This is a genomic window from Mycobacterium sp. P4_H6, assembly GCF_056400845.1.
Genome location: NZ_JBFUKN010000014.1, coordinates 32,905 through 49,564 on the forward strand (window position 1 = coordinate 32,905; position 16,660 = coordinate 49,564).

The window sequence follows — 16,660 nt, forward strand, 5'->3', positions numbered from 1 at the left end:
ACAGGCACGGCAGAGTGGCCGAAGCGCCTCACGTCTGAGGACCACCGGCCCTAGCGCACGGCGGCTGACGATCGCAGTCTGGTGTCATGATCAACGACATCGTGAAGGTGGTGGCGGCCGCGGCAGGCCTGCTGGGGCTGCGGCAGTTCTACCGGAACTGGGGAACGACGAAGGGGGAGTGCGGGCTGCCGCTACCCGGTGACGACCTGGTGCATTCCCCCGCCTCTCAAACGACCGAGGGCGTGTGGGTGAACGCATCATCGGACGCTGTCTGGGTAGAGCTGCTGCGGACCCTCCGCGATCGTAAGAGCTTGGGGCGTCTGGGCGTGGCGTTGCACGTGGCCGAAGTATCGGAGGGTGCGCACATCGTGTTGCGGTCGACGCCGAGAGGGCTCCACGCGGGTTCTGTGTGGTCGGTGAGCGTGATACCGCACGGGGTGGAACGCTGCCGGGTACTCCTGCGGGGCCGGGTCGCTCTGCGACATCCTGGGCAAGTTGTCGGAGTCGAATTGTCCGGTCCCCTGCGCGCGCTCGTGACACGGGCGATGTTGCGCGGGGTCCAGCGTCGAGCGGAACAGATCTGCTCCGCGCAGGCGTCAAATCGATAGCGGAATAGCAGATCTGGTACACACCGCGCGACGGGCGAAAGGCAGCTGGAACGCAATGGATGTGCACCCGTTCCCCACCCTCGCAGCAGTTCTGGCGATCGCCACCCTCGCAGGCCTGGCGATGTCACGACTGGGCCAGCCGCTCATCGTCGCGTTGCTCGTGGTCGGTGTCGCCGTCGGTCCGGTGGGTACCGGATGGGTGTCGGCCGACGGCACTATCGAGCTGCTGGCCGATTTCGGTATCGCCCTGCTGCTGTTCCTCGTCGGGCTCCGGCTCGACGTACACATGATCCGGAGCACCGGGCCCGTGGCGGTGGTCACCGGGCTGACTCAGGTGACGATGACCGCTGCGGTCGCATACCTCGTCGCGTTGGCATGTGGAATGCACGGCTTCACCGCGCTGTACATGGCCATGGCAGTGACATTCTCGTCCACGATCATCATCGTCAAGTTGTTGTCCGATAAACGCGAACTCGACCAACTGCACGGGCGTATCGCCGTCGGTCTGCTCATCGTGCAGGACCTGGTCGTGGTGCTCGTGATGATCGTGCTGACCGCTTTCGGGCAGGACACTGGTGGCGATCTCAGTCACGGCGTGGCGATTGTCCTGCTCAAGGGCGCTGGACTGCTCGGCGCGGTGTGGCTGCTGATGCGCTATGTGCTGCCGTGGCTGCTGCCGCACATCGCGAGGGTGCCCGACCTCCTCGTCCTGTTCGGCGTCTCCTATGCGGCCTCGATGGCCGCGTCGAGCGACTGGTTGGGATTCAGCTCCGAAGTCGGTGCCTTCCTGGCCGGCGTGTCTTTGGCGAGCACTCCGTTTCGTGACGCTCTGGGAGCCCGGCTTGCCAGTCTGCGCGACTTCCTGCTGCTGTTCTTTTTTCTCGAACTGGGCTCACGACTTGAATTCGACGATGCCGCGGGCCAAATCGTCCCGGCGCTGGTATTCGCGGCCTTGGTGTTGATCGGGAAACCCCTGATCGTGATTGTGGTCATGTCGCTGATGCGATATCCATTACGTGTCAGTGTCCCGGCCGGGCTGCCGTTGGGCCAGATATCGGAGTTCTCCTGGATCCTGGCCGCACTGGGTCTCAGTCTCGACCATATCGCCAACGACACCGTCAGTCTCATCACCGTGGTCGGCCTCATCACGATCGCCATCTCGACGTACCTGATCACGTATTCGAGACAGATCTATGACCGTGTGAAGGGTTGGTTGTCCGTCCTGGAGAGGCGCGCGCCTCGCGCACCGGAAAATGTTGCGGCAGAAAACTTTGACGTGATCCTCTACGGTTTGGGACGGTTCGGAGGACACTTGGCTCACAGACTCAGCATCGCCGGCCACCGCGTGCTCGCAGTTGATTTCGATCCGCACCAGGTCAAGATCCATTCCAGCGAGGAGTTCGCCGTCGTCTTCGGCAGCGCCGAAGACGAGCAACTGCTCGAAGCTCTGCCGCTGTCGCGGGCGAAATATGTCATCAGTGCCATCCCGATCGTGCACGTCAACCTGGCACTGCTCGAAGCCCTCCGCAATCGCGGATTCACCGGAACCATCGCGCTGACTGCTCACACGCACCACGATGCAGAGCGGTTACGTGCCGCGGGGGTGCACACCGTGCTGGAACCTTTTTCCACGGCGGCGCGTGCGACGTCGACAGCGATGCACGAACTGCTCATCGAAGCCGACGGCGCCGCGGAACCCGACGGTGAGCCGCATTGAGTGCCAGAACAATCAGCTTGGGCTCCACTCGTCGGGAACCACCATGACGGGTCGTTCCGCGTGGTGCAGGGTTGCCATCGCGACACTGCCGAGGAGAATCTCGCGCATCGCGGATCGCCCGCGTGAACCCACCACGATCACCGCGGCGCCGGCGTCTGATGCCGCAGTGCCCAAAGCATCGGCGACCCCACGAGCGTGAAAACCGTGGCTGCGTGTCACGCCGTGATGGCGAACTTCTCGACGTCCGCTGTCCTCCAGATCCGGCAGTGCCGCGGCATCCCCACCGTCGTCCACCGACACCAGGACCAGGTCCCGTTCCGGAAACAGGCGCATAGCGGCATGACACGCACGCTCGGCGCCGGTAGAGCCATCCCAGCCGATGACAATGGGTCCATCCGCGAGCGCGGCCAAGTCGACGGCCAGCATCGGGTGAGGGACAACCACCATCGGCATCGGGCAATAGTGGACGACCATATCGGAGACACTTCCCAGCAGCGCTTGGGTTCCGCCCAATCCCCGTGATCCGACAACCACGACGTCGGCGCTGATGTCGGCGGCCACCTGCGCTATCCGCCAGCCTTCCCCGCCCCATGTCCGTTTCAGAATCGGCTCGGCGTGCCATCCGGCGTTGGTGGCCAGCGTTACCCCTGTCGCAACGAGGCGCTGGGCCTCGCACTCACCCTCCTGTTCGATCATGGCGATGAGTTCATCCAGGTCGCGGGCGCGAGCGCGCAAACGACGCCGCACCTTGTCGCTGGCAAAGGGTGGCACCCACAGATATGCGATCCAGCCATGCGCTGCCGGGAACAGAAGTGCGCCCGCTTCGATGGCCGCGTTCGCCTCGGGGGACCCGTCATAGCCCGCGACCACGCGTACCGGTGCCGAGTCCTGTTCGTCGCCATTCATAGCTCCGACGGTAGGCATCGACGGATGAACGGGCAGGAGTCATTGGTCCTCGACTCGAGGACCCTTCAGCCCTGGTGGCCTCGTTGCGGCAGGGGTGGAATCACATGGCATGGTGGACACCGACCGGCAGGACGAGGTGCCTCATGCGGCCGACTGCGCGACCCCGATGCCCGAATTTCACGCCACTGCGGTGTCTTTCCGATCCGAGGGCATCCGCTGTGCAGGAGTGCTGTACCGGCCGACCGGCACGACCGGAACCGTTCCGTGCGTCGTCCTGGCGCACGGGTTCTCCGGCACCATGGACTGGATAGTTCCGGACTTCGCCAGCCGATTCGCTGCAGGCGGTCTGGCGGCGTTGATCTTCGACTATCGCTACCTGGGGGCCAGCGACGGGCGGCCGCGGCAACAGATCAGCACGCCACGTCAGCGCGTCGATCTGCGCAACGCCGTGATATTCGCCCGTACTTGCGCCGGTATCGACAGGGAGCGCATCGCCCTGTGGGGCACCTCGCTCGGGGGTGGTCATGTGCTGGACGTCGCGGCCAACGACCCGTCGATCGCCGCCGTCGTCGCCAACGTGCCGGCGATCGATCTCCTGCGCGGAACGTTCGGTCGGGCCAGGCGTCCGGGGCGGCAGTCGAACGGCGCGCAGATGCCCGTCAGTCATTTCGAGATGTACCACGGCGCCACGCAGCGCTTGGTTGCATCGGCTCATCTCGACTTTCTCCAGCGGAACCTGCTGCCGCACAACACCGATGTAAGCTGACGGCAGAACTGAGCGATCAGGAAAGGGCGGTCTCGTGAGGTCTACCGATCACGATCAGTCGCCGGGTTGCAGTGACGAGACCGAACCAGATTACCGATTCACGCTGGCGAACGAACGCACTTTCCTGGCGTGGATCCGCACATCGCTGGCTCTGATCGCCGGCGGTATCGCCGTGGTGCAGTTCGTGCCGTCGTTCGGCATCCCCGGTGTGCGACATGGCCTCAGTGTGGTGCTCACCGCAGGTGGTGGGCTGCTGGCGATACTGGCGGTGCGGCGCTGGCAACGTGTGCAGACCGCGATGCGCCGCGACGAGGACCTGCCGCCCACCCTGGTGCCGGTGCTGCTTGGCGGCGCGATCTTCGTCGTCACCGTCGCGGTTCTCGTGATTCTGGTCGCCTGGCCGCCGGCGCGGGCCTGAGATGGCACGCCGAGAACCCTGGAAACCCGGACTGCCCGCTGAGCGCACGTTGTTATCATGGGAGAGAAGCGCATTCGGATTCCTGGTCGGTGGCGCGCTGGTGATGTTGCGCCAACACGGCCCGCTCGGGGCAGGTCGGACAGTCCTGGCTCTGACGGCGACGCTGCTCGCGTTGCTCGTTCTGGCGCTCGGCTACCGTCGGGCCCGGCAGATCAGAGCAGGCGCAGGCCGAGCGGTCATGCCCGCTCCACGTGCGGAGATCGTGCTGATCGGCGGCGCGACCGTCGCGTTCGCGACGGCTGTCGTCGCCGCGCTGCTCTACTCGGCGGTGTTCGGTTAGCGGACGAGGCCCAGATTCTCGGCCTTCTCGAAATCGTCGTCGATGAGGACCACGGCGCGGTCGGCGCGGTCGATCAACGAGGCTGCGATGGAGGAGCGGTAGCCGGAGGCGCAGTGCACCCACACGTCGCCACCGGGCACTTCATCGATGCGCCTGCTGATTTCGTGCAGTGGGATGTTGAGCGCGCCGGGAATGTGGCCGTCGTCGAACTCGCCGCTCTGGCGGACATCGAGCACGGCGGGCCGGCGCGTGCCGAGCGCCTCGGCCAGGTCGGCGAAATCTGCGACCCGGTAGGACCGTAGCGGACTGTCCCCGGTCAGTGCGTGTACCTCGCCCACGGCCGACCCGGTGAGGTTGTCGACGCCGATGCGCGCCAGTTCCCGCCGGGCATCGGCGATCTGGGACTCGCTGTCGCCAATGAGGGTCAGCGGAGATCCCCAGGAGTAGAGCCAGCCCAGATAGGTGACGAAGGAATCCGAGAGCTCGAATCCGACCGAGCCGTCGAGGTGCCCGGCGGCGAAGGCGATGCGGTTGCGCAGGTCCACCACCCACTCGCCGGCGTCGATGCGCCGACGCAGTTCGGCGGGGTCCACCGGCAGTGGAAGCGACAGGTCCACCGGCGCCGGACCCCGGGCGTTGATGACGCCCATGTGTGCGTAGTAGGCGGGGTAGGCCGACAGGCCGGCGATCAGCTCGTCGACATAACTCTGCTCGTCCTGGGTCAGCGCCGGATTGTTTTGGCGTTGATCGGCAATGGTCGACGCGTCGCCGCTGGCCGGGGTCGCCGAGCAGAAGCTACCGAAGCCGTGCGTCGGGTAGACCTGGGTGTCTTCGGGCAGTTCGGCCGCGAGCCGACGCACCGAGTGGAACTGCGCGTGGCTGAGCGCTTCGGTGTGCTCGGAGCCCAGCAGGTCGGTACGGCCGGTCGTGCCGTGCAGCATCGACCCGCCGGTGAACACGCCGAGCACCGCGTCGGCGGCGTCGTGCAGCACGTAGCTGACGTGGTGGTGAGTATGCCCGGGGGTGTGCATGACCCGCAGCCGGATCGGCCCGGCATCGATCACGTCGCCGTCGTCGACGGCGCGCCGCTGGTAGCCGACCTCGTCGCCGGCGGGCACCACATACTCCGCATCGACGGTGCGGGAGAGTTCCAGACCACCGGTCACATAGTCGTTGTGGATGTGCGTCTCGAGCACATGGGTGATCCGCACCCTCCGCTCGCGGGCCAGGCCGAGCACGCGGTCGATATCGCGTTGCGGATCGATCACCACGGCGATGTCACCGGCGCTGACCAGGTAGCTGCGGTCACCCAGTCCGGTCGTCTCGATGATGGCCACGTCGATCTGGGGTGGCGGGCTGATATTGCTGTGCGGCAACGTCATCAGCTGCCCCCGTCCAGGGAGTCGAGGGCGGCCCGCAGCTTGGCGGCGGCCTCGTCGGCGACCTCGCGTACCCCGGGCTGATCGGAGAGCGCAACCATGACCTGGGGATCCATCGCGTCGACGATCACCGTGCTGGCACCGGCGGTGGTATCGGCACGCACTGCGACATTGCAAGGCAGCAGCAGGCCGATCTGCCGGTCCGCGGTCACCGCCCTGTGTGCCAGCGGGGGATTGCAGGCACCGAGGATCAGGTAGTCCTCGATGTCCTCGCCCAGCTTGGCTTTCAGCGTGGCCTTCATGTCGATCTCGGTCAGTATGCCGAAACCTTGCTCGGCCAAGGCCTTTCGAGTCCGCTCCACCGCATCCTCGAATGTAGTGTGCAGCGTCGTCGACAGTGCGTAACCCATATCTTCTCCCGATCAGGCGAGTGCCATGAACAATTTCTCCAGTTCGGCTTCGGTCATCGGCTGCTTGCCGTCCTGAGCCTCACCGGTCAGGCATTCCCGCATCCCGGTGGCGACGATCTTGAAGCCGGCCCTGTCCAGGGCGCGTGACACCGCGGCAAGCTGGGTCACCACGTCCTTGCATTCGCGGCCCTGTTCGATCATCGAGATCACTCCGGCGAGTTGCCCCTGTGCCCTGCGCAGCCTGTTCAGTACTGCGGCGATTGCGTCTTCGTCACCGACCATGGTGTTGCTCCTTCTCTGTGGACAGTAGAGCCATGGTACCCGCGGGGGTATTCCCCGCGATCATCATGCGGTGGCCTGTCGCGAACCCAGAGCGGTGGCGAGGCGCCGCAGCGGGCAGTGCGCGTATCGGTTGCAGGCGAACGTCATTGCCGCCGCGACCGCCGTCATTGCTGCGGCGGCGAGCCCGACCCCGGGGTGGATCTCCTGGGCGAGGATCACCGACGACATCGCCATCACGAACCAGCCGAAGGACTTCCGCAGCGCGTCCGGGTTGACCTTCGCGGAAAGGCGGGCCCCGAGCAGGGCGCCCACCACGGCCGCGGCGGTCACCGCGCCCGCCACCGCCCAGTCGATCTGGACGCTGGACAGATAGCCGCCGAGCCCGGCGAAGGATTTCATCGCGATGACAATCAGCGAGGTGCCGACCGCGACGGGCATCGGCAGGCCGCCGAGCAGGGCCAGGGCGGGTACGACCAGGAATCCGCCGCCCGCGCCGACCAGGCCGGTGACCAGGCCGACGACCAGCCCCTCAGCGACGATCTTGGGCACGGGCATGCGGTGCGTTTCGGCGGTGACCTCGATGTTCTTGCGTCCACGCAGCATGGCGATGGCGGTGGCGATCATCATCACGGCGAAGCCGATGAGTAGGACCGTGCCGGGGATGAATTGGGCCAGCAGGCCGCCGCCGTAGGCGCCGGCCATGCCGGCGGCACCGAAGATCAGGCCGGTGCGCCACTGCACTCGGCCGGCGCGGGCGTGCGAGATCGCGCCGATGGCGCTGGTGACGCCGACGACCAGCAGTGAGGTGGCGATGGCCTGTTTGGCGTCCATCCCCGCGACGTAGGCCAGCAGTGGGACGGTGAGGATGGACCCGCCGCCGCCGAGCAATCCCAGGGCGATGCCCACGAACACGGCCAGCCCGATGGTGAGAACGATCATGTCGGTCATCGCGCTTTACCCGCGCACGAGCTGGGACACGACGGTGTCGGCGTCGCAGGCGGCGCCGCGGTTGTAGGGCAGCTTGGCCAGCATCATGCCCATCGCGCAGGTATTGGACAGCGCCGCGAAGGTCAGTCCGCCACCGATGGCGCCGGCCACCCACTTCAGGTTGGGGGCCGCGATGCTGCCCAGCACGCTGCCGAGCACGATCGACCCGGCGACCAGCCGCACCTGACGTTCGAGGTCCCAGCGCTGCGCGCCACGGTTGACGGCGAAGCCCTTGGCCTCCCAGGCGGCGATACCGCCATCGAGGATGTGCACGTTCGTGAAGCCCGCGGTCCGCAGCGTTTCCTCTGCCTGGGTGGCGCGCTGTCCGGACCGGCAGACCAGGACGACATCTTCGTCGAGGTGCTTGATGATCTCATCGCGATGTTCGCGCAGCAGGTCCAGCGGCACGTTGTAGGCGCCGGCGATATGCGCCGACTCGAACTCGCCCGGGGTCCGCACGTCCAACACCCGCGGTGGGGTCGCCGAGTCGAGCAGCTCGCTGAGGTTCTGCGAATCGATGGTGGTGGGTGCGGTCATGGTGACGGGGTCCTTCCGGCTGGCCGGCGGTGACCAAAGCCTCTAGGCCCTGGATACCGCCGGGGGTATGTTTACCTGTGAGTGTAGATATACCCCCACCGGTATTGTCAAGTAGGGAATCAGATACCCCCCGGGGTAGTTGACATACCCGTACGGGTATAGCCATGATGGCCGTACCCTCCGCCGAACGAAAGGGACCATCGTCATGAAGTTCACCCAGTACTATCTGGACTGCCTTTCCCATGCCTCGTATCTGATCGGTGACGAAACCACCGGTCGCGCAGTGGTTGTCGATCCGCAGCGCGATGTCTCGGAGTACCTTTCCGATGCGCAGGACATGGGCATGACGATCGAGCTCGTCATCGAGACGCACTTTCACGCCGACTTCCTGTCTGGCCACCTGGAGCTGGCCAAGGCCACCCCCGCGAAGATCGTCTACTCCTCGGTTGCCGAGACCGAGTTCGAGTCGATGGGCGTGGCCGACGGTGAACGCTATTCCTTGGGGGAGGTGACGCTGGAATTCCGGCACACCCCTGGTCACACGCCGGAGTCGATGAGCATCGTGGTGTACGAGCATCCGCACGATGAGGTGCCCTACGGAGTGCTCACCGGCGATGCGCTGTTCATCGGTGACGTCGGCAGGCCGGACCTGCTGGCCTCGATCGGCTTCACCCGAGAGGAGTTGGCGGACAAGCTCTATGACTCACTGCACAACAAGCTGATGACGCTGCCCGATGCCACCCGGGTGTACCCGGCGCACGGCGCTGGCTCGGCCTGCGGCAAGAACCTGTCGACCGACCTGTGGTCGACGATGGGGGAGCAGAAGGAGACCAACTACGCGCTGCGGGCCTCCGACAAGGCGACGTTCATGGATCTGGTCACCGCGGGGCAGCCACCCGCGCCGAGCTATTTCGTCTACGACGCCATCCTCAACCGCAAGGACCGCGAGCTGCTGGACGAGACAAAGATGCCGGTGCCGATGACCTATGAGCAGGTGCTCGCAGCGCTGGCCGCGGGCGCGGTGCTGGTCGACGGGCGCGGTCCGGAGGATTTCGCGCTGGGGCATCTGCGCCAGGCGATCAACATCGGACTGGAGGGCCGCTACGCCGAGTTCGCCGGATCGGTGCTGGCTTCCGATGTCGACATCGTGCTGTTCACCGAGCCCGGTCAGGAACTCGAAGGCAAGAATCGGCTCGCCCGGATCGGATTCGACCGGGTGATCGGCTATGTCGACAACCCGTTCGAGGTGATGTTCTCCCATCGCGATGACGTCCAGGTTGCCTCGCGGCTGACGGCCAAAGCCTTCGACCAGCGCGCCAACGAGCTGAGCGATCTGCAGGTCGTCGACGTGCGCAATCCGGGCGAGGTTGAAGCGGGCACCATCCCGGGTGCGATCGCCATCCCGGTCGGGCAGCTGCCCAGCCGGTTGAGCGAGCTCGATCCCGCCAAGGCGACCGTCGTCTACTGCGCCGGCGGGTACCGGTCTTCGGTGGCCGCAAGCCTGCTGCGCAGGAACGGCTTTAACGATGTCAGCGACATCCTGGGCGGTTACGGCGCCTGGGACGAATCACACCAGAACGCATGAGGGAAGGGCATCATGATCACCGACAAGCACCAGATCCTCATCGTCGGCGGCGGGACGGCCGGTATCTCGGTCGCCGCCCGTCTGCTCCGCAACGGCCATTCCGATGTCGCCGTCATCGAGCCGTCCGCTAAGCACTACTACCAGCCGCTGTGGACGCTGGTCGGCGGCGGCCAGGCGAAGGCATCGACGACCGAACGGTCCGAGGCCTCGGTGATGCCCAAGCGAGCGACCTGGATAAAGAACTCGGCCGCCGCCGTCGACCCCGGGGCCAACACCATCACCTGTGGCGACGGTGCAGTCTACGAATACGACGTGCTCGTTGTCTGTCCTGGTATCCAGCTGGACTGGAATCGCACCGAGGGATTGCGCGAGGCGCTCGGCCAGGACGGGGTGTCGTCGAACTACCGGTTCGACCTCGCGCCGCGCACCTGGGAATTCATCCGCGACATGCGTTCGGGCAGTGCGGTGTTCATGATGCCGTCGGGGCCGATCAAGTGCGCCGGAGCGCCACAGAAGATCGCCTATCTCGCGGCCGACTACTGGCGCAAGCAGGGCGTGCTCAAGGACATCGACGTCCATCTGGTGGTACCGACACCGCGTCTGTTCGGTATACCGGCGATCGCCGACACCCTGGATACTGTCGCGGCCCGATACGGCATCACCGTGCACACCAACGCCGAAGTGACCTCGGTCGACGCGGCATCGCGCAAAGTTGGAGTGTCCGGGGTCGGGGAAAGTGCATCCGACACCATGCTGTCCTACGACGTGCTGCATGCCGTGCCGCGCCAATCGGCTCCGGACTGGATCAAGTCGAGCGCGCTGTCGACCGGCGACACAGCAGGGTACGTCGAGATCGACAAGCACACCATGCAGCATGTGCGCCATCCCAATGTGTTCAGCCTCGGCGACGCCGGGTCGTCTCCCAACTCGAAGACCGGTGCGGCGATCCGCAAGCAGGCCCCGGTCGTCGTCGACAACATCGAGGCATTTCTGGAGGGTCGGCCACTGGCCGCGCGCTACAACGGCTACGGTTCGTGCCCGATCGTCACGTCATCGCACTCGATGCTGCTGGCGGAGTTCGACTACGACCTGAATCTCACGCCGTCGATCCCGGTGCTCGACCCGACCACATCCCACCGCAGCTACTGGTATCTCAAGAAATACGGGCTCCCGTTCATGTATTGGAACCTCATGCTCAAAGGGTTGGCCTGACCCAGGCCACTCCCGGAAGTCGATGCTGCACAACGGGTATAGAGAGGATATGGCAATGACCATCAAGAATCTGACCTTCGAGGACTTCGAGTCCACGATCACCGAGAATGCGATCGTCCTGGTGGACTTCTGGGCATCGTGGTGTGGTCCGTGTCGCGCCTTCGCGCCGGTTTTCGAGCGATCCGCGCAAGCACATCCCGGTGTGGTGCATGCCAAGGTCGACACCGAAGCCCAGCGCAAGCTCAGCGCAGCACTGGACATTCGATCGATCCCGACGGTGATGGCGTTCCGTGACGGGGTGCTGGTGCACCGGCAGGCGGGAGCACTACCGGCCGCCGCACTCGAGGACCYGATCAACCGGGTTGAGGCGCTGAACATGGCCGACGTTCGCGCGAAGCTCGCAGCACGCGACCCTGCCTCGGCGTGATCAGCGCTGTGTGTCCGTGGCGGGCGCTCGGCACACTCGTGTGCCGGCGTCGCCGCGAACAATATCGGCGATCTGCACCAGTGACCCGATGACGGCCTCCTTGCCGGTGTGGCGTGCGAAGTCGCACGCCGCCTGAACTTTCGGTCCCATCGACCCCGACGGGAGGTCCAGGCCGGCAAGGTCGTCGGGCGTGACGCGGCCCAGTCGCCGCTGGTTCTCCCGGCCCCAGTCGGTGTAGACGCCATCGACGTCGGTGGCGATGACGAGCAGGTCGGCGGCGAGTTGTTCGGCCAGTAGCGCGGACGCCAGGTCCTTGTCGATGACCGCCTCGACGCCGCACAGTCGGCCGCTGTCGTCATAAGTCGTCGGAATCCCGCCTCCGCCGGCACAAATCACGATGGTGCCCTGCTCGACGAGGCTGCGAATCGGTTGGATTTCCCGGATGCGCTGCGGGGCGGGGCTGGCGACCACCCGACGGAAGGCATCTCCGTCGGGCGCAATCGTCCAGCCTCCCGCGGTGCCCAGGCGCTCAGCGGTCACTCGGTCGTAGACGGGGCCGATCGGTTTTGTCGGGTGCAGAAACGCCGGATCGTCACGATCGACTTCGATCATCGTCAACACGGTGGCCAGCGCCTGGTCGGCCGGCAGCAGGTTGGCCAGTTCCTGCTCGATCACGTAACCGATCATCGCCTCGGTCTGAGCGCCCAGGACGTCGAGCGGGTACGGAGCCACGCCGTGAGCGACATCGTGGTAGGCCGCGGCCTCGAGCGCCAGCAGCCCCACCTGGGGCCCGTTGCCGTGGGCGAATGACGATCTGGTTGCCGGTTGCTATCGCGGCGATCCGTTCCGCTGCCACCCTGATGTTGGCGCGTTGATTCTCCGCCGTCATGGGCTGGCCCCGCTGCAACAATGCGTTGCCGCCCAACGCGATCACGATTCTCATCGTGCTCCGATCTGCTCAGCGCCCAGACGTGGTTCGCATCTGGACCCGATCGCCATCAGGATCAGACCGGCGCCGAAGAGCAACGAGGTGAACACCGGGATACCTGCGTGCGGAGCGAAGCCATCGGCGGCCAACTTCGCCAGGGACAGCGCCGCCGCGGCGACGCCGCCGAACAGCATCGTTTCGGTCCAGCGCGGGGGGAGTGCCACATCGATGGTCGCCAGCGGCGCGGCGAACAGCGCCCGAGTCCACCGGAGCAGAACGAGTTCGGCGGCCGTCACCACGGACAGCAGCCCGAGCCATTCCAGCCGGGCAATCCACCATGCTCCGGTACCTATCGTCGGTTGCGGCAGCAGCCCGGTGGGATATCCGACAAGTGCGACGAGAAGTACGGGCACCATGTGCCAGAGATAGAGCGACATGACGTTCTTGTTTGCCAGGGAGATCGGACGTTCCCAGCGTGACGCCGCCAGTGCGCGGTTCACGGGGGCAGCCACCATCAGCAGCAGCCCGGCCTGCAATGTCCCGAACATGAGCAATGCCGCTGTCGGCGGAGAGGTGTTCTGTACGGGGGCACCCCCGACGGCGATCATGCTGACGGGGTACGGCCCCAACGTCACCAGTGCTGTCAGCAGAGTCGCCGCCGCGACCGTGAGTGTCACGGCTCGGCCGCCGTCCAGTCTGGAGCCGTACCAGGCGATGCCGAGCTGATAGATGGCTGCCCAACAGAAGACGTAGTTCAGCGAACCGACGTACGGAATTCCGACGCCGATGGCCAGCGTGTCGACGACTGCCGTGGTGAGCGCCAGCGCGGCGGGCACGCCCAACCCCCACCGTCGGTCGGCCGCCATCAACGCCGGGGTCAGCGCCAGCACGGTGATGAACACCGCAAGGAACCACAGATGCATGGCGACGGCCCAACCACCGACCGCCAGGGGACCACGGACCCCTGCACCCAGCAACACGATGACGACGACCATCACCAGCGCAACGTAGGTGGCGGTCGGTCCGACGATTCGCGCCAGCCGTCTCCGCAGCCATTGCTGCCGGGATCCGCGCGTGTACTGCTGCCAACGCGTCCACGACAACGCGCTGGCGTATCCCGCCACCACGAAGAACACCGGGACCACCTGAAAGGTCCACGTCAGCCATTGCGTCCACGGTAGGGCGACAAGTGGTTCCTGCCTGCCGAACTCGCCATCGCGGTAGGTCAGCGCCGCGATGAGCCAATGACCGAGCACGACAAAAACGATCGCAACGACCCTGTACAGGTCGATCGCCACGTTTCGCAACGGCGTTATGGTCGTCGACTGTTCCATTGGGCTGGATCCGATCAGGTGTAGAGCGGGTCGCGCAGAATCGGGCACGTCATGCACCGGCCGCCGCCGCGGCCGCGGCCCAGCTCGCTGGCGTCGATCGTGACCACCTCGACTCCGGCCTTGCGCAGCGCGGTGTTGGTCAGTGTGTTGCGGTCGTAGCCGATGACGACGCCGGGCTCCAGCGCGACCACATTGTTGCCGTCGTCCCATTGTTCGCGCTGGATGCCGTAGACGTCGCCCGCGGTGGTGACGACGTGGAAGTCCACGCCAACGGCGTCGCCGATCGTGTCGATCAGGCCCTTGGGCTCGCGCCGGACATCCAGCCCTGACGGTGCCCCGTCGTCGGGCCGCAGGCTGATCGCCACGATGCCGTCGACCACCGGTGCGAACGCGGTCACCAGATCGTGGTCACAGAACGTGAACACGGTGTCCAAATGCATCGCCGAGCGGGTCTTCGGCAGCCTGGCGATGATCACCCGTTCGGCCGCGCCGGCGGCAAATAGGTTGCGCGCCAGTTGAGTGATCGCCTGATGGGACGACCGCTCACCCATACCGATCACGACGAGGCCCTTGCCGATCGGCATCACGTCGCCGCCCTCGAGGGTGCCGAGCCCGTGGTCGGTGGGCTGCCCGTCGGGGTCGCCCAGCCACACGTCGAACTTCTCGTCGGCGAAGGCGGGGTGGAACCTGTAGACGGCGGTGGTCAGCAGTGTTTCCTGGCGCCGCGCCGGCCAGTACATCGGGTTCAGGGTGACGCCGGAGAAGATCCAGGCGGAGTTGTCGCGCATGAATTGGGTATTGGGCAATGGCCGGATCACGAACCCCGCCGGGTCCAACGCGTGGAACAGCGACAGGAAGCTGCTGTCCACCTCGTTGACCACGTCCTGGTAGGCAACACCGCCAATGAGGAACTCCGCCAACCGATCCGGTGCCAGGTCGGCCAGCCATGACCGGATCTCGCGAGTGAGTGCCGGACCGACCAGATCTTCGGTCACCTTGCGGTCCAGCAGCCAGTCACGGGCGTCCGGTATGGCCACCACGTCGGCGAGAAGATCCTGCAGCTCGAGCACCTCGACGCCCCGGTCGACCATCTTCGCGACGAAGTCGAAGTGATCGCGGCGAGCCTGTTGCAGCCAGATGACGTCGTCGAACAGCAACTCGTGGCAGTTCTCCGGGGTGAGTCGTTGATGGGCCAGTCCCGGTGCGCAGACCATCACCCGGCGCAGCTTGCCCGCTTCCGACCACACGCCGAGTCGACCATCGGTGGCGTTCACAGGACAGACAAGTTGCCGGTGAACATCAGTGCGGCGGCCGCGATCGAGGTCAGGACGACGACCCCGACGACGACCCATTCGGGCTTGGTGAACGCAGGCTGACGGCTTTCCTTGCGTGCCCACAGGTAGAGCGCGGTGCCTCCGAGGTAGAACATCGCCGCGACGAGCAGGTACTGCCAGCCGCCGGCGTACAGCAGCCATACTGCGTAGCCGAGGGCGACGGCCCCGATGACCATATCCCTGGCTCGGCCGCGACCGGATTCGTAGGTCTCACCGCGCACGGCCAGCAGCACCTGGTAGGCCGCCGACCACAGATAGGGAAGCAGGATGAGCGATGTCGCCAGATACACCAGGTTGGTGTAGGTACTGGCATTCGCCAGCGTCCACAGGAGAAGGGCCTGGGCGCAGATATTGGTCAGCCACAGTGCATTTGCGGGTGCGCCATGGGTGTTCTCGCGTGCCAGTGCCTTGGGCATGACGTGCTCGTGGGCGGGCAGGCGCAGGATCTCGACGCACAGCAGCACCCACGCGATCAGGGCGCCGAGAAGCGAGATCACCAGGCCGACCGAGATGAACGCAGCGCCCCAACTGCCCACCTGACTCTCCAGGACCCCGGCCATCGACGGATCGGGCACCCCGGCGAGTTCCGCCTGCGCCATGAGGCCGTACGACGTTAGGTTGACCATGAGCAGCAGCGCCAGCACGCCCACGAAACCGAGCACAGTGGCCCGCCCGACATCCCTGCGCTTGGCGGCGCGCTGGGAATAGACCGCGGCACCCTCGATGCCGATGAACACCCACACCGTCACCAGCATCATGTTCTTGACCTGAGTCATCGTGTCACCGAGCGTCGCGCCGCCGATCTCGGTCGTCTTACCCCAGAAGTCGGCGCTGAACAGTCCCGCCTTGAACCCAACGGCGGCAATGGCGATGAACACCAGGATCGGGACCACCTTTGCGATGGTCACCACAACGTTCACGAACGCCGCTGTCTGGACGCCGCGAAGTGTCAGAAAGTGCACAGTCCACAGCACGACTGAAGCGCCAATGATTGCGGGAATGGTTGCGCCACCTTCGAATCCGGGAAAGAAGTAACCCAGTGTCGAGAACAGCAGCACGAGGTAGGCGACGTTGCCCACCCATGCCGACACCCAGTAGCCGAAAGCCGCGGTGAAGCCGACGTAGTTGCCGAAACCGGCGCGGGCGTAACCGTAGACGCCGCCGTCGACGCCGGGCTTGCGCGTGGCCAGTGTCTGGAACACGAAGGCCAGGGTCAACATGCCACCGCCGGTAATGGTCCATCCGATGAGCAGCGGGCCGGGTGCGGCACTGGCGGCCATCTGTGACGGCAGGGCGAAGATGCCGCTGCCTATCATCGATCCGACCACGATGGCGGTCAGGGATGCCAGGCCGAGACCGGTCTTGGCGCCCAGCGGGCGGGTGGCCGGCGGCGGCGAGGTGAGCGTGTCGGACATCGTCGTCCTTCCAATTGATGGTGCTGCGGCGTGAGTGACGCGACCGGACTTGACGCTATGGTGGCGACCACGGGC

18 protein-coding genes are annotated in these 16,660 nt (G+C 65.7%); 8 read left to right on the forward strand and 10 right to left on the reverse strand.

Going from position 1 to position 16,660, the window contains the following annotated elements; all coding sequences use genetic code 11:
* The first annotated feature begins 86 nt into the window (after positions 1–86).
* Complete coding sequence (locus AC1DTF_RS08155) at positions 87–608, forward strand: SRPBCC family protein (RefSeq protein ID WP_477473705.1); 522 nt, start codon at positions 87–89, stop codon at positions 606–608.
* Positions 609–663: 55 nt separating this feature from the next.
* The gene (locus tag AC1DTF_RS08160; protein WP_477473706.1) at positions 664–2,325 is read left to right on the forward strand and encodes a cation:proton antiporter; all 1,662 of its coding nucleotides are present in this window, start codon (positions 664–666) and stop codon (positions 2,323–2,325) included.
* A 12-nt stretch (positions 2,326–2,337) separates the two neighbouring features.
* On the opposite strand, the gene AC1DTF_RS08165 is transcribed toward AC1DTF_RS08160, so the two are convergent.
* Positions 2,338–3,231, reverse strand: coding sequence for a universal stress protein (locus tag AC1DTF_RS08165; RefSeq protein ID WP_477473707.1), 894 nt, complete (start codon positions 3,229–3,231; stop codon positions 2,338–2,340).
* Positions 3,232–3,340: 109 nt separating this feature from the next.
* Here AC1DTF_RS08165 and AC1DTF_RS08170 point away from each other — a divergent pair, with 109 nt between their 5' ends.
* The 3 genes from AC1DTF_RS08170 to AC1DTF_RS08180 are packed head-to-tail and all read left to right on the forward strand — an operon-like array spanning position 3,341 to position 4,755.
* Positions 3,341–3,997, forward strand: a complete 657-nt coding sequence (locus tag AC1DTF_RS08170; protein WP_477473708.1) for an alpha/beta hydrolase — start codon at positions 3,341–3,343, stop codon at positions 3,995–3,997.
* A 34-nt stretch (positions 3,998–4,031) separates the two neighbouring features.
* Entirely contained in the window at positions 4,032–4,415 is a 384-nt protein-coding gene (locus tag AC1DTF_RS08175; protein ID WP_477473709.1) for a YidH family protein, read from the forward strand.
* Position 4,416: 1 nt separating this feature from the next.
* The gene (locus AC1DTF_RS08180) at positions 4,417–4,755 is read left to right on the forward strand and encodes a DUF202 domain-containing protein (protein ID WP_477473710.1); all 339 of its coding nucleotides are present in this window, start codon (positions 4,417–4,419) and stop codon (positions 4,753–4,755) included.
* On the opposite strand, the gene AC1DTF_RS08185 is transcribed toward AC1DTF_RS08180, so the two are convergent.
* From AC1DTF_RS08185 to AC1DTF_RS08205, 5 genes are all read right to left on the reverse strand, one after another.
* Positions 4,752–6,098, reverse strand: a complete 1,347-nt coding sequence (locus AC1DTF_RS08185) for a rhodanese-like domain-containing protein (RefSeq protein WP_477473757.1) — start codon at positions 6,096–6,098, stop codon at positions 4,752–4,754. The two genes, AC1DTF_RS08180 and AC1DTF_RS08185, sit on opposite strands and share 4 nt — an antisense overlap.
* A gap of 38 nt (positions 6,099–6,136) precedes the next feature.
* Complete coding sequence (locus AC1DTF_RS08190) at positions 6,137–6,544, reverse strand: DUF302 domain-containing protein (RefSeq protein ID WP_477473711.1); 408 nt, start codon at positions 6,542–6,544, stop codon at positions 6,137–6,139.
* A gap of 12 nt (positions 6,545–6,556) precedes the next feature.
* Positions 6,557–6,826 carry a metal-sensitive transcriptional regulator gene (locus tag AC1DTF_RS08195; protein WP_105366670.1) on the reverse strand — a complete coding sequence of 90 codons (270 nt, stop codon included), beginning with the start codon at positions 6,824–6,826 and terminating at the stop codon, positions 6,557–6,559.
* A gap of 63 nt (positions 6,827–6,889) precedes the next feature.
* A complete protein-coding gene (locus AC1DTF_RS08200; RefSeq protein ID WP_477473758.1) occupies positions 6,890–7,765 on the reverse strand; it encodes a sulfite exporter TauE/SafE family protein in 876 nt (291 codons plus the stop codon).
* Positions 7,766–7,780: 15 nt separating this feature from the next.
* Positions 7,781–8,350 carry a rhodanese-like domain-containing protein gene (locus tag AC1DTF_RS08205; protein WP_477473712.1) on the reverse strand — a complete coding sequence of 190 codons (570 nt, stop codon included), beginning with the start codon at positions 8,348–8,350 and terminating at the stop codon, positions 7,781–7,783.
* 205 nt (positions 8,351–8,555) lie between these two features.
* Between AC1DTF_RS08205 and AC1DTF_RS08210 the strand changes: the two genes are divergently transcribed.
* The 3 genes from AC1DTF_RS08210 to trxA are packed head-to-tail and all read left to right on the forward strand — an operon-like array spanning position 8,556 to position 11,574.
* Positions 8,556–9,935: an MBL fold metallo-hydrolase gene (locus tag AC1DTF_RS08210; RefSeq protein ID WP_477473713.1), complete on the forward strand. Its 1,380-nt coding sequence runs from the start codon at positions 8,556–8,558 to the stop codon at positions 9,933–9,935.
* A gap of 12 nt (positions 9,936–9,947) precedes the next feature.
* The gene (locus tag AC1DTF_RS08215) at positions 9,948–11,147 is read left to right on the forward strand and encodes an NAD(P)/FAD-dependent oxidoreductase (RefSeq protein WP_477473714.1); all 1,200 of its coding nucleotides are present in this window, start codon (positions 9,948–9,950) and stop codon (positions 11,145–11,147) included.
* 55 nt (positions 11,148–11,202) lie between these two features.
* Positions 11,203–11,574 (forward strand): thioredoxin, encoded by a 372-nt coding sequence (gene trxA / locus AC1DTF_RS08220; protein ID WP_477473715.1) that lies wholly within the window; start codon positions 11,203–11,205, stop codon positions 11,572–11,574.
* Here trxA and AC1DTF_RS08225 read toward each other — a convergent pair whose 3' ends face one another.
* The 4 genes from AC1DTF_RS08225 to arcD form a co-directional block, all read right to left on the reverse strand.
* Positions 11,575–12,357 (reverse strand): carbamate kinase, encoded by a 783-nt coding sequence (locus tag AC1DTF_RS08225; RefSeq protein ID WP_477473716.1) that lies wholly within the window; start codon positions 12,355–12,357, stop codon positions 11,575–11,577.
* A 156-nt stretch (positions 12,358–12,513) separates the two neighbouring features.
* Entirely contained in the window at positions 12,514–13,836 is a 1,323-nt protein-coding gene (locus AC1DTF_RS08230) for an acyltransferase family protein (protein WP_477473717.1), read from the reverse strand.
* 14 nt (positions 13,837–13,850) lie between these two features.
* The gene (locus tag AC1DTF_RS08235; protein WP_477473718.1) at positions 13,851–15,110 is read right to left on the reverse strand and encodes an arginine deiminase; all 1,260 of its coding nucleotides are present in this window, start codon (positions 15,108–15,110) and stop codon (positions 13,851–13,853) included.
* On the reverse strand, positions 15,107–16,585 hold the full coding sequence (gene arcD, locus AC1DTF_RS08240; RefSeq protein ID WP_477473719.1) for an arginine-ornithine antiporter: 1,479 nt from the start codon (positions 16,583–16,585) through the stop codon (positions 15,107–15,109). The genes AC1DTF_RS08235 and arcD overlap by 4 nt, the downstream gene beginning before the upstream one ends.
* Between the last annotated feature and the right edge of the window lie 75 nt (positions 16,586–16,660).